This window comes from Acinetobacter sp. SwsAc6, assembly GCF_013391565.1.
Taxonomy (GTDB): domain Bacteria; phylum Pseudomonadota; class Gammaproteobacteria; order Pseudomonadales; family Moraxellaceae; genus Acinetobacter; species Acinetobacter cumulans.
Genome location: NZ_JACAXE010000018.1, coordinates 1 through 13436, shown reverse-complemented (window position 1 = coordinate 13436; position 13436 = coordinate 1). Strand labels below are relative to the sequence as shown.

Here is a 13436-nt window from a genome sequence, read left to right as displayed (position 1 = left end):
CATAATAATTTGAGACATGCAAAGCTATTATTTTTATCAGCACCCCACAGGGCAACATATCTTTGTCCAAAAGTCAGCGCTAGAGCATCAAGATGCTGAATTTATTTGGCTCGATTTTACCCGTGAGGATTTAGTGAATCGGGCAGAGCATTGGCAACAAGAGCTCTATCAACTTACTCAGCTGTGGGTGAATGAATACCATTTGCGTGATATTTTAAATTTAGAGCATCCTTGCGCCTTTGATGCCCTCGACGATTATGACTTACTGATTTTCCGTAAACTGATTACACCAGATGATCAGATTAAATTGGATACACCTAGCAAGGAAAAGCACGATCGCCTGTTTGGCTTAGCCACAACACCGATTAGCTTTTTAATGACGCCACAGATCTTGGTGACGGTACGTGAACAGGGCAATAAAGAAATTGAAAGCTACGTACAACGTATTGAAACGGTGTTGATGCGACCGATCGAAGAACATCAAAAACCGCGAAAACTCCCGATTACACCGCTTGATTTAGCCCTACGTTTGCTCAATACCATGGTAGATGGATATTTAGATTTACGGGTGCCATTAACGCGTCGTGTCGAATTTTGGCAACAAGAGCTGTTGCAAGGTCATCGACGCTTTACTAAGTGGCATCAGCTTTTGCAGGAAAATATGGCCTTTCAACAAATTGAAAACCTGTGTGAAGAGCAGATCGAAGTCTTGCAAGAATTGCGTGATGAAATTGTTGATAATTACTCACATCTCAAAGGTAAGAAGCGCAGTGAAAAGCAAGACATTATGTTGCTACGCGTGGATGATTTAAGTAGCCACGTGGAGCGAATTCAAAAGCATACAACTCGATTACGCTCTGCAGTTCAAGCGGCCATTGATTTACATTTTTCAGCCATTGCCAATCAAACCAATGAAAACATGCGTATTTTGGCCATCATTACCGCCATATTTGCACCACTCACTTTATTGACAGGGGTGTATGGAATGAACTTTGAGTTTATTCCTGGCTTAAAATCTCCGACAGGATTTTGGATCATGTTGGCTATTATGCTGATGACGACCTTGATTCTTATTTATTATTTTTACCGTCGCCATTTGGTTGGCCGTGGAGAAAAAAGTGTAATAGATATGTTGGCACAACAACAAACCGACCAGCACGTAAATTTACTGTGGTTTATGGATTATGAGCCAATTAAGCAAACGGTCAGTGGAACCAAAAAGACTTTAAAGGAAATTGAAAAACTGGCGGTGAAAAAATAAAGTTGCTTTCAGTTTATACGCTGGGTGAAAGCTAAGGTTTCACCCAAGGTTGTGTTGATTATTCTGCGCGAATCCACGTGGTGCTTCGGCCGAGTGCAGAGACACCAATATAGCCACGCATTGTGAGCCGCTTGCCAGTCGGATTGAGTTTAGCTTTGCCTTTGTAGACATTCCCAGACAGTGGATCGAGCACAGTCCCGCCCACAAATTCATTTTCATGTTGTGGGTTTTGTTTAAATCCTTTTAATATTTCAAGTCCCACCAATTTGGTATTTTTAAGTGGGCCTTTACACTTTTCACAAGTTTCAACGAGAGCTTTATAGGGCAGTGGTCGAATGGCAGTAATTTTACCTGTATAGCTTCCATCGCTATTTTTAGTGATGGTGACATCTGCACGCGAGTAGCCCGTTTGTTCATCAATGGTTTTCCAAACCCCAACCATATCATTGGCATACAGAGTGCTACAAAAACCGAGTAGTGCGATAGATAGAACACGTTTCAATATCATAATTTTCCCTATTCATCTTTGTTGTTATGGCATTTCCATTGCAGGTGTGCTCCTGCATAACTTATTTTTAATTCACTATTAAATCGCTGACACGAAGTAAGCTAGGTGTTTTTACGGGTGTTACTGTATGACACACTATATCGTCACTCGCCAAAACTAGGGTGAAGTCGGATGCTGCGGCACAGCATCTTTCAGTAAGCGATACATTTCGTCTTTCAGTTTAAGTTTTTTCCGCTTGAGTGCTTCGATATCTTCATGCAAATGGTTGAGTGGATCTAATTCCAATTGGGTAATAGATTGATCGAGCTCGCAATGTTGTTCAAACATTTGGGCGAAATGTGGGTTTTCCTCCCGAAGTTGTTGGATACGCTCTCGATATTCTGGGAACATATTTTTTACTTTTTTATTACAGTCTTTGATTTTCATGGTGATGCATGGTTCTCTTGGCTGATTAAAGTACAGGCTATGCTTCGGATTGTGCTAGCCGCATCATTTCACTCTTAATGTGAGTGCAAATGCTGTTGTTTGACTTGTTTGCGTAGCTGTTGTACTTCATCAATCAAGTCAAGCATCATGGCTACAGCGGTAAAACTGGCGTTAAAGTCACGCTGTAAACGGTAAGCACGACGCGCACGCGAAATATCATCTCCAAAAAATTGATGAATGCGTTCATCTGGTCGATTGCTCAAAATATCGTATTCTAAAAGTTGTAATACCCACTCTGGGCTTTGGCCACAAGCAGCTGCAAAATGGTTTAAGTCGAAGCTACGTTGATCATCGACAATTTCAATATGCGAACTGTCATTGCAGGTCACTTCGCGGTAATGAATCGTGGTCATAGAGATTTCTCCTTAACACTAACGAGGATTAAATTGATGAAATGCTTCAGCAAAATCTTGGTAGGCACGTAATTGTTGGTCGGTTTGCGCAACGGGCAACACGATATTTAAGATTAAATATAAATGCCCTGCGGGTTGGGATGGAATACCTTGATCTTTCAGTCGCAGTTGTTGGCCTGTTTTGGCATTTTTTGGCAAGTTGACATCTACATGACGTCCATTGGGAAGATTAACCCGAATATTTTGTCCTAAGGCTGCTTCCCAAGGACTGATGTCTACATGACAGTAAACATGAGCGCCATCAACATGATAACTATGCGTAGCTGGGTAGTGAACTTCGATATATAAATCGCCATTTTCACCGCCATTTATGCCTTGCTGGCCTTGCCCATTCAGGCGAATTTGTTGACCATCTTTAAGCCCAGCTGGAATTTTAACTTCAAGCGTTTTACGCTGAACTTCCGGCTCACCATAAGCGTTATAGCTTGGAATTTGTAAACTGAATTTTTGGGTACTGCCATCATAGGCAACCTGAAGTTCTAGATCGATCCGTGCATGTTGATCTTCACCTTTATAACGCATTGCACCATCATGTTGATGATTTCGCCCACCGCCAAAGCCTGAACCAAAGCGACCGAATAAATCCTCAAAACCGCTAAAATCAGATTGCTGCTGTGAGCTACGATAATGATGAAAAGCAGAGTCAGTAAAGTCACTGCCTTGCGTCTGGTTGGCGTTGCTATGGGTAAAGTTTGGGTGATCTAACTGGAAGTCATATTCTTGTTTTTTTTCTGCATCGCTGAGCGTGTCATAAGCAATATTAACTTCTTGCATGCGTGCTTCAGCATCATCCTCTTTGCTGACATCGGGATGGTATTTCCGAGCTAATTTACGATAGGCTTTTTTGATCTGCTCCGCAGAAGCCTCTCGTGTTACACCCAGAATTTCATAATAATTTTTGGGGACTTTTGTCGTCATACTTGTTGTTTATAAATTGATTGTATTTTAATCAATAGTATGACGTTCATATTTCTGAAACAGTGTTTATTTGCAGCAGATTGTTTCAAATCATGACAATAAAAAAGCCTCTAAAATGAGGCTTTGATTCAAGTATGCAGAGGCTTAGTATTTAATCCATGTCACACTACGACCAATAACAGATACACCGACATAACCACGAATGGTGAGGCGTTTGCCTGAGGCATTTAAGCGTGCTTTACCTTTATAAATTTTACCGCCAATGGGGTCTAGGACTTTCCCTTGTACATAAGCGAGAGGATTGTCTGGATCGTTTTTAAACCCCCAAATGAAAGGTAAGCCTAAAAATGGTTTGTCCTTTAATTGACCTGGACAATTACTACAGATCACCATTTTGTCGGTGCCTGGGATATTACGAGTTTCTACAATAATACCTTCATAGGTCCCGTCAGGCTTTTTCTTAATTTCAACATCAGCACGTGAATATCCAGTCCGATCATCAATGGTTTTCCATTTACCGACCAATGGATCTTCACTGGCATAGCCGAGGCTACTGATGACAGAAAAAATGAGCGCAGTGAATATACTTTTATATGCAACCATAGATATCCCTAATCTAAGTTTTATGTATTTTTTAGAGTAGTTATTCTAATAATTTAATTTTTAAAAAACAAACAGATATATTGTTATCTGTGTCACATTATATGGGCTAAATGCTGGCTCTATCTAAAATTGTGTGGAATAAAATGGTGAAAAAAAGCCCCTTTTAACAGGGGCTTTGGTTTAGTTTTTGACCCAAGTGATATTTCGGCCTACAGCTGCACCTTCCATGCTACTGCGAATGATCAGATGTTTACCGTTACTCATTAAACGTGCACGAGCTTGGTAACGTTGGCCAGATTTGGGATCAAGGAGATGACCACCATTAAACTCAAGGGCATTGTGTGGGTCTGTAGTTAGTCCCGTGAGTGTTGTTAAACCCACCAAAGGTTGATTTTTTTCTGGGCCTGTACATTTGATGCAGGTGGTCATGCTTTCTGCACCAGGCACACTACGCACATTAATAATTTTGGCGCTGTACTCATTGTTTTTGTTTTTTTGAATAATCACATCTGAGAGCGAATAACCCGTGCGGTCATCGATGGTTTTCCATGTCCCCACCAAAGGGTCGCTTGTGGCTGCCCATGCAGGTACGCTTGCCACAAAGCTAAATGCTAAAATGAGTGCAGTGAAGGGGTGCTTTTTCATAATTGGACAATCCACACTAGGAAGGAGAAAATCTGCCTAAGCAGATAGGCATAAAAAAAGTATGGATTTAATATAGCTTAAATAAGCAAAGAAATACTAGGTAAATCAGGTGATTAAAAAATATAAATTCACATAAATTATTAAATATATTGCACTCTGAATATGAAAGTGAAAACTTAATCACATTGAGCTGGTTGAACTATCATTATGGCGTGCATGACGAGAGACAGTTGCGGGGAAGGGAGGCATTATTTGTCAGTTGATTAGACAAATAATGCCAGTATTCAGTGTGAAGCTGATGTCTTAGTCGATACGGATCCAAGATACTGTACGGCCCAATAAGGTGGTACCTAAATAGCCACGAAGTGTGAGTACATTGCCTCGTGCATTAAGTTGCCCTTTGCCTTGATAGACATTACCTGTTAATGGATCAATGACTTTACCATTAACGTATTCATTTTTATTTTCATCATCTTGATGGAAGCCTGAGAAAATAGGCAGACCAATTAAAGGTGCGTTTTTTAATTTGCCTTCACATTTGTCGCAATGGTCGATCGCAGTACGGTTGGGAATTGCATGGACTTTCACAATTTTACCTGTGTAGCTACCATCTTTGAGTTTACTAATGAGAACTTCTGCACGTGCATAGCCAGTTTTATCGTCTATTGTTTTCCAGCGTCCTGCTAGATCGGCAGCCTGCACTTGAAAAAAGCAGGTTATTGAGAGAGCGAAAGCTCCCAAAATAATTTTCTTATTCATCTATATTATCCATTATTTATTAGCGTCATTTTAATTATTCAAAGAAGGTTGAAATTATATTTTTGCCTTCAGTGTGCGCAAAGTGTACAAGAACAAATGTAAATAACAAGAGCAGTTTATCGGCTTTTTTTGAGTGATTTCTAAGCTTTAAGTGTTATAAAAATTGCAATATTTTAGTGCATGGCATGAGGCTGTTGTTGTATTTAAAGTATAGGCTTTGGCATAAAAAAAGCGCCCTTAAGGGCGCTTTTAGATCAGACAGAATTTAGCTGAGATGTTCGCCAAATAGTCCCAGTGCTTCTTCGGCAGAAAATTGGTAGTGGCTGTTACAGAACTGGCAATCCATTTGAATTGGATTTTGGTGTTCTAAGGTTTCACGTACGGCATCTACGCCAATTTGTTTGAGTGCATCTGAACAGCGTTCTTTAGAGCATGTGCAACCAAATTTAAGCAGTTCAACTTCAGGTAAACGTACTTCTTCTTCGTTATATAAACGATATAAGATTTCAGTGCTTTCTAAGTTGGTGAGCTCATCTGCATTTAGTGTTTCAGTCAGCATAGTTAGACGAGGCCACAAATCTTCATCAACACGTTTTTGCTCTTCTTCACTATTACGTGGCAAGAGCTGAATGAGTAGGCCACCTGAGCGTTGTTGATTGCTTGCCAATACAATACGTGTTGGGATTTGTGCAGACAAATCGTAGTACTGCATCAAACAACCTGCAAGGTTTGGCTTGTCGAGGGGAACAATCCCTTGGTAACGTTCGCCAAATTCAGGCTCAATGTTAATGAATAACACGGGATTAACCAACGTCTGGAGCACTACGCTACTGTCGGTAGCTTGTGTGAAGTGTGGGTCTTCTTCATAGTCGGCCAAGGCGCGAACTTCACCTAAATGGTTGCATTCTGCCATGCCCCATTTAAATGTCCCTGCAGCTTGAATTTGTAAGCTAATACGGCCTTTAATTTTTAAAGTGCTGGCCAATAGCGCCGTTGCACTGAGCATTTCACCCAATAAAATTTTAATTGCAGGCGCATAGTCACGTTGTGCAAGAATGGTTTGTAGGGCATCTTCAAGATGAACGACTTCACCACGCACAGGGCTGTCTTCAATAAAAAAGCGTTGACGTAAATCAGGCATAAAATTCTCCATAACCCTGCTTTAATGGTGTCAATATTGTAAAACACAAGTCATTTCAGATCATCCTTTTCATCACGGGCTACATCAATTCGATTACGTTGCAAGCCACGCTGTAAATCAACCCCTGCGGGTGGTTGGCGCATTTGAGCATCGCTGGCAAATAAATGTTCTAGTTCAGCAAGGGCATTACGGTGTGTTTCATAGATTTTTTGTTCATCGGTATAGATGTGTTGCTGTTGCTCTAACAGCTTTTCATCATAATCACGGAACAGCTCAATACTTTTATAGGCATCGTCTTCATTAATACCAGCATCGCGGAGCATGTGATAAGCCATTCCTAGCGATGATAAATAGGTTTCACGCCAGATATGCTCTACACCTAAATCACGCAATAAGTGCACATGGTGTCGATCACGGGCGCGGACGAGCATTTTTAGGTTGGGGTAATTTAAGCGAATATGACGCGCAACATTCATGGAGTCTTCAATGTCGTCAATGGCCAGCACAAATACCCGTGCATGCTCAATGCCTGCAGCCCGTAAAATTTCCGGTTGGGCAGCATCGCCATAGTAGAGCTGGCCACCATAATTACGTACAAAATCGACTTTGTCTAAATTGCTATCAATGGCAGTAAAAGACAAATGTTGAATGTGTGCAATACGCGCAATAATTTGGCCAAAACGGCCAAAGCCCGCAATAATCACGGGATGGTGCTGGTCTGGAATATCATCATATTCAGGCACGACTTTGCTGTGGCTAAAGCGAGGTAGGATGACCGAGTTCATCAGCCAGTAGGCAATCGGCGTGAGAACCATCGAGAGTGTCACCATCAAGACCACAGGTTCTACAATGGCTTGGCTCACCACTTGTTCACTGCGGGCTACACTCAATACCACAAAGGCAAATTCACCCCCTTGAGCAAGGCAAGTGGCGAGCATTAAGCTGTTTTGCCATGAGTTTTTTAAATAACGTGCAACGCCTGTGAGGGTGATGATTTTGACTAACATCAGGCAGAGTGCGCCACCAATAATAAGCCATGGTGCATCGACAAACAGCGATAATTGTGTGGTCATGCCGACGGTCATAAAGAATAGACCAAGCAATAATCCTTTAAAGGGCGCAATACTGGCTTCAAGTTCATGGCGGAACTCAGAGTCAGCGAGAAGTACGCCAGTTAAAAATGCCCCGAGTGTGGTGCTAATGCCCAATACATCCATCAGGCCAACAACAGCCAAAACAATAAACAGTCCCACAGCGGTAATGAGTTCGTGGGCGCCACTTTTGGCCACAAAACGAAAAAACGGACGCATGAGATAGCGACTAAATAAAAACAAGCCACTAAAGGTCGCCACAATGGCAGCAAAATAAGCAATCCCATGATGTGTCGATTGCGTGCCCGCGAGCATTGGAATGATGGCCAGTAGGGGAATAGCCGCCATATCTTGAAACAGTAAAATAGAAAAGGATTGTTGACCGTAGGTGGTGTTGAGTTGTTGTTTTTCGGTCAAAAGTTGCAGTACAAAAGCGGTAGAAGATAGTGCTAGCGCAAAGCCAATCACAAAGCTGGCGGCAATCCCTTGTTGTAAAGCCACAAAGCTAAGTAGTGCTAAACAGATACCTGTTAAGCCCACTTGTAGGCTTCCCATACCAAAAATAGATTGGCGCATCGACCATAGGCGTTGTGGGCGAAGCTCTAAGCCAATAATAAACATTAAGAGAATAACACCAAACTCAGCCAGTTCCTGAATGGCTTCTGGGTCGCTGGCCAGATTAAATACACTGGGCCCCAGTAAAATGCCAGTAAATAAATAGCCGAGTACTGTTGCAATGCCCAGCCTTTTTAACAAAGGCACCAGGAGCAAAGACGCTCCTAGAAACAGGGTGATTTGCAACAGTAATGACATAAGGCTGTCCTCGTTTTATCATTCAATATAAGCGGTCACTTTGAAGCAGGAGCATCAAATTAACTGAGTTCTTGTGGGTCAATATCTAGGGTTAATTTCATGCTAGAAGGCTTTTGATGCAACATATTTTGCCACCAATTTCGGATATAAAAATGTAATCGGGCGCGATCTGGTGACAATAACACCATGTGTGATTGATAGCGGCCTGCTTTACGTTCCATGGGAGCTGGAATTGGGCCCCAAATATCGACATTTAAGCCAGCACTTTGTCTAAGTAAGGCTGCATGCTGTTGTAAAAAATCACGGTTCAGATCTTGGCTTTTGGACTCACAACGCACCAGTGCTGCATAGCGAAAAGGTGGCATGAGTGCTGCTTCACGTTCTTGTAAAGTTTGTTTGGCAAACTGGCGGTAGTCTTCTTTGACCAAGGTGTTTAATAGGGGGTGATCAGGTCTTAAGGTTTGTAAATATACATCCCCTTTACGCTCGCCACGACCAGCACGCCCAGCTACTTGTACGACCAATTGAGCAGTGCGCTCAGTTGCCCGAAAATCGACGCTCAATAAGCCTGAGTCGATATCTAAAATAGCCACAAGGGTCACATAAGGAAAATGATGACCTTTGGCCAGCATTTGTGTACCCAATAAAATAGATGCTTGGCTTTGCTGAATTTTGTCATAAATTTTTTGCCAGCTACCTACGCGACTGGTGGAGTCTCGATCGACCCGAATGACGTCATAATCAGGAAATAGCTCATTTAAATGTTCTTCAACTTTGGCAGTGCCTAAGCCCAAAGGTTTAAGTTCTGTATGTGCACACTGTGGGCAGTGGTCAGGCATGCGATGAATCGTACCACAGTGATGGCAATGCAAATGCTGATAAGGAGTACGATGCACGGTAAAATTGGCATCACAATGTGGGCATTTGGCCTGCCATGCACAGCTTTCACAGATCAGCACAGGCGCATAACCACGGCGGTTTAAAAACACCAAGACTTGCTCATTTTTATCGAGGCGTTTTTTCATCTCATCGAGCAAAGCTTGACTCATGCCATGTTGCTTCTTGGCAATTTTTAAATCCAAAATGTGGATTTTAGGCATGAGTGCCGTGCCTGCACGCTGGTTGAGTTCCAAGCATTGCATCTTTTGATGTTGCACCAATGCATAGCTTTCAATACTTGGCGTGGCAGAGCCGAGCACCACAGGGCATTGCTCTAAATAGCCACGATATAATGCTACATCTCGAGCATGATAACGAAAGCCTTCTTGTTGCTTAAAAGACAAATCATGTTCTTCGTCGAGCACGATCAGACCTAAGTTAGGGAGTGGGCTAAAAATGGCTGAGCGCGTACCTAAGATAATCGAGGCTTTGCCTGTTTCGGCAGCCTGCCATGCTTGTAAGCGTTTACTGTCGTTGAGGCCTGAATGTAACAAGACAATATTGCAATGAAAGCGCGACTGAAAACGGCTAATGGTTTGTGGTGTCAGACCAATTTCGGGTACCAAGACCAGTACTTGTTTGCCTTGTTTTAAAACCTCTTGCATGACTTGCAAATACACTTCAGTTTTACCACTACCTGTGAGGCCATCGAGTAAAAAAGCTTGATATTTTTTGCGGGCCTTCAGAATGCTATCAATCGCATGCTGCTGTTCTGGATTGGCCGTCAGAGGCATTTGCGCCATTTGAATCGGCATTGGGCTAAAATCTTGCGCCTCTAACTCGCAACGACAAATTTGTTTTTTTTCTAAAGCTTTGAGTGTTGCAGTTTCTACACCCGCTAAATTCAGCACATTTTCGGATGTGCCAGCAGGATGTAGTTTTAAGATTTTATAAGCTTCTTGCTGGCGTTCAGAGCGTTTTACTTTTTGTTCGGCTTCGGCATCTAACAGTTTCCATGTCCGTGCCAGCAAGTTATAGGGTTTACCTTGGCGCAGTAGTGTAGGAAGAGCACTATGAACCACTTCGCCAATGGGGAATTGATAATACTGCGCAGCCCAAGTCAATAAACTTAAACTTTGGGTATTTAAAATAGCGCGTTCATCAAGTAGTTCTGTAATGGCTTTGAGCTTGATATCTGGATTGAGTGGCACATCAGGTGCGAGCTTTTCCATAATCACGCCGACCAGATTTTGCCGACCAAAAGACACTGCAACCCGCGTGCCAACTTCAGCGCGTTGATAAAGTTCTGCACTTAGACTGTAATCAAAACAGTCATATAAATGTACAGGGACGGCCACACGGACACGAAAGATAGGGGCGGGGGCGAGATCTGAAACTTGCATAAAAAGGCGGTCGGGTCCTGATTAAATTTCGTCGTGCTGTAAGAACAGTTGTGTTAGAGTGATCAAACAATTTATATCTAAGAATATGAATGATTTTGAGGGTTGGGCGCAACTGCGCTAACAGGGTTTTTTGGAAAATTAGAGCATTGTAATGCCAGCATATCAGTTTACCGCCATAGATGCGTCAGGCAAGCAACAGAAAGGTGTGCTTGAAGGTGATTCTGCGCGTCAGATTCGTCAACAGTTACGTGATAAAGCATTAATTCCCGTTGCTGTAGATCCGATTGAGCAAAAAGATAAACATGCACAGCCACGCTGGTTTCAAAAAAGTATTACTTCTTATGACTTGGCACTCATGACGCGGCAATTGGCAGTGTTGGTGGCGGCAGCTATTCCCTTAGAAGAAGCGATTCGAGCGGTAGGCAAGCAAAGCGAAAAAGCACATGTGCAAAGCCTTTTAATGTCCGTGCGCTCAAAAGTGCTAGAAGGGCATTCTTTAGCGCAAGCCTTGCAACAGTCTGGGCGTTTCCCTGAACTCTATATTGCCACCATTGCTGCAGGTGAGCGTTCTGGGCACTTGGATTTAATTTTAGATCAATTGGCAGATTACACCGAAAATCGTTTTGCCATGCAAAAAAAGATTCAAGGGGCCATGATCTACCCAATTATTTTAATGTTGATGTCTTTCGCGATTGTGATGGGTTTAATGACCTATGTGGTGCCAGACATTGTAAAAACCTTTGATCAAGACAAAGCGGCACTGCCGTGGATTACCATTGCCTTAATGAAGGCCAGTGATTTTATACGTGTGGCTTGGCCATTTTTATTGGTTGGTGCCACAGTCGGTATTATGTTGTTAGTCAGATTTTTAAAAACTAACGCTGGGCATTATGCTTTTGATCGGTTTACTTTAAAAATGCCCCTGTTTGGCAAGCTGTCTAAAGGTATTAATGCTGCACGCTTTGCCAGTACCTTATCTATTTTGACCAAGTCAGGTGTGCCTTTGGTGGATGCGCTGAAAATTGGCGCGGCGGTCAGTAACAATTGGGTCATCCGTGATTCAGTGAATATTGCAGCTGAAAAAGTCACCGAAGGTGGGAACTTAGCAACACAACTAGAGCGCAGTGGTTATTTCCCACCAATGATGGTACAAATGATCCGAAGTGGTGAATCTTCAGGCGAATTGGACCGCATGTTAGAACGGGCTTCTGTTATGCAAGACCGTGAAGTAACCACTTTAATTTCGACCTTATTGGCTTTGTTAGAGCCACTGATGTTGGTGGTCATGGCCAGTATTGTGTTGGTCATTGTGATTGCGGTCATGCTACCGATTGTGAATATGAATAATATGATTTAACCCTGTTGAACCCAAAAGAGATAAACGAGAGTAATAACATGCAAGGCAAAGGATTAAACGCAAAACAATCGGGCTTTACCCTCATTGAAGTGATGGTTGTTATTGTGATTTTAGGTGTGTTGGCGGCTTTAATCGTACCAAACGTGATGGGTCGTGGTGAAAAAGCCAAAGTAGATACCACACAAATCACACTCAAAAGTGTAGCGGGTGCTTTAGATCAGTACAAAATGGACAATGGCAAATACCCATCCATGCAAGATGGTGGTTTAGGGGCATTAGTAAATAAGCCAGAGTCTGCAAAAAACTGGCTACAAGGAGGCTATGTCAAAGGTGGCTATCCAAAAGACAGCTGGGACAATGACGTACAATATGTTGCTCCAGGGACAGAAGGCCGTCCTTTTGATTTGTACTCATTTGGTGCAGATGGCCAGTCTGGTGGTGAAGGTAATGATGCTGATATTTATTACCAGCACTAATTGAGAATCATTATAAAGTAATGGTGATTGAATATATCGCTTTACGTCATTGGCTATTTCAATACTGGCTAAAGCGATAATTATTCTTTTTTATTAAATATAATATAAGTAATTGAAAAATAATGAAATAAATAATATCTTCTAGTTGAGATTGGCTTTGTTGCACAAACCTATCGTTAAGGGCTTATTCCACAATATAATTTCCAAATGAACAAGCCTGCACCTAAAATTTATCGTACCACCAATTGGTCTTCTTATAATCGAGCATTAATAAATCGAGGAAATATTTCAATTTGGTTTGACACTAAGACTCAATGGTATGCGCAGCCAAAAGGCAAGCATGGACGAAATCAAACTTATTCCGACACAGCCATCCAATGCTGTCTAATGATTAAATCTTTATTTCGCCTTTCTTTACGTATGGTCACAGGTTTTGTTCAAAGTCTGATTAAACTCTGTGGATTAAATTGGACAGCACCAGATTACAGTACGCTTTGCAGAAGACAAAAACATATTGATATTGCGATTAGTTATCAAAAAAGCAGTGGTGGGCTTAACTTGCTAGTAGACTCTACCGGTCTAAAGTTTTTAGGTGAAGGTGAATGGAAAAGGAAGAAACATCAGCCTGAATATCGTCGTCAATGGCGTAAATTACATATTGGTATAGATGCTAAAACTCTCCA

General features: G+C 42.1%; 14 protein-coding genes. 4 read left to right on the top strand and 10 right to left on the bottom strand.

Annotated features, from left to right (window positions below; translation table 11 throughout):
• Nucleotides 1–16: 16 nt before the first annotated feature.
• Nucleotides 17–1261, top strand: a complete 1245-nt coding sequence (locus HYG93_RS12355) for a magnesium transporter CorA family protein (protein WP_106985535.1) — start codon at nucleotides 17–19, stop codon at nucleotides 1259–1261.
• Nucleotides 1262–1319: 58 nt separating this feature from the next.
• On the opposite strand, the gene HYG93_RS12350 is transcribed toward HYG93_RS12355, so the two are convergent.
• From HYG93_RS12350 to HYG93_RS12305, 10 genes are all read right to left on the bottom strand, one after another.
• Entirely contained in the window at nucleotides 1320–1769 is a 450-nt protein-coding gene (locus tag HYG93_RS12350; RefSeq protein WP_106985534.1) for a DUF2147 domain-containing protein, read from the bottom strand.
• A 156-nt stretch (nucleotides 1770–1925) separates the two neighbouring features.
• Entirely contained in the window at nucleotides 1926–2195 is a 270-nt protein-coding gene (locus tag HYG93_RS12345; RefSeq protein WP_106985533.1) for a YdcH family protein, read from the bottom strand.
• Nucleotides 2196–2269: 74 nt separating this feature from the next.
• Nucleotides 2270–2608, bottom strand: a complete 339-nt coding sequence (locus HYG93_RS12340) for a chaperone modulator CbpM (RefSeq protein WP_106985532.1) — start codon at nucleotides 2606–2608, stop codon at nucleotides 2270–2272.
• A gap of 18 nt (nucleotides 2609–2626) precedes the next feature.
• Nucleotides 2627–3586 carry a DnaJ C-terminal domain-containing protein gene (locus tag HYG93_RS12335; protein ID WP_106985531.1) on the bottom strand — a complete coding sequence of 320 codons (960 nt, stop codon included), beginning with the start codon at nucleotides 3584–3586 and terminating at the stop codon, nucleotides 2627–2629.
• A gap of 144 nt (nucleotides 3587–3730) precedes the next feature.
• Complete coding sequence (locus tag HYG93_RS12330; RefSeq protein WP_106985530.1) at nucleotides 3731–4189, bottom strand: DUF2147 domain-containing protein; 459 nt, start codon at nucleotides 4187–4189, stop codon at nucleotides 3731–3733.
• Between the two features lie 180 nt (nucleotides 4190–4369).
• On the bottom strand, nucleotides 4370–4834 hold the full coding sequence (locus HYG93_RS12325) for a DUF2147 domain-containing protein (protein WP_106985529.1): 465 nt from the start codon (nucleotides 4832–4834) through the stop codon (nucleotides 4370–4372).
• 303 nt (nucleotides 4835–5137) lie between these two features.
• Entirely contained in the window at nucleotides 5138–5593 is a 456-nt protein-coding gene (locus HYG93_RS12320; RefSeq protein ID WP_106985528.1) for a DUF2147 domain-containing protein, read from the bottom strand.
• 265 nt (nucleotides 5594–5858) lie between these two features.
• The gene (locus HYG93_RS12315) at nucleotides 5859–6734 is read right to left on the bottom strand and encodes an Hsp33 family molecular chaperone HslO (RefSeq protein ID WP_117007862.1); all 876 of its coding nucleotides are present in this window, start codon (nucleotides 6732–6734) and stop codon (nucleotides 5859–5861) included.
• Nucleotides 6735–6784: 50 nt separating this feature from the next.
• Nucleotides 6785–8638 carry a monovalent cation:proton antiporter-2 (CPA2) family protein gene (locus HYG93_RS12310; RefSeq protein ID WP_106985526.1) on the bottom strand — a complete coding sequence of 618 codons (1854 nt, stop codon included), beginning with the start codon at nucleotides 8636–8638 and terminating at the stop codon, nucleotides 6785–6787.
• 59 nt (nucleotides 8639–8697) lie between these two features.
• A complete protein-coding gene (locus HYG93_RS12305; RefSeq protein ID WP_117007864.1) occupies nucleotides 8698–10920 on the bottom strand; it encodes a primosomal protein N' in 2223 nt (740 codons plus the stop codon).
• A 151-nt stretch (nucleotides 10921–11071) separates the two neighbouring features.
• On the opposite strand from HYG93_RS12305, the gene gspF reads away from it, so the two are divergent.
• The 3 genes from gspF to HYG93_RS12290 all read left to right on the top strand — a co-directional run.
• Nucleotides 11072–12277 carry a type II secretion system inner membrane protein GspF gene (gspF, locus tag HYG93_RS12300; protein ID WP_106985524.1) on the top strand — a complete coding sequence of 402 codons (1206 nt, stop codon included), beginning with the start codon at nucleotides 11072–11074 and terminating at the stop codon, nucleotides 12275–12277.
• A 38-nt stretch (nucleotides 12278–12315) separates the two neighbouring features.
• Entirely contained in the window at nucleotides 12316–12753 is a 438-nt protein-coding gene (gene gspG / locus HYG93_RS12295) for a type II secretion system major pseudopilin GspG (RefSeq protein ID WP_106985523.1), read from the top strand.
• Nucleotides 12754–12960: 207 nt separating this feature from the next.
• A partial coding sequence (locus tag HYG93_RS12290) for an IS5 family transposase (protein ID WP_178962518.1) occupies nucleotides 12961–13436 on the top strand: 476 nt, incomplete at its 3' end.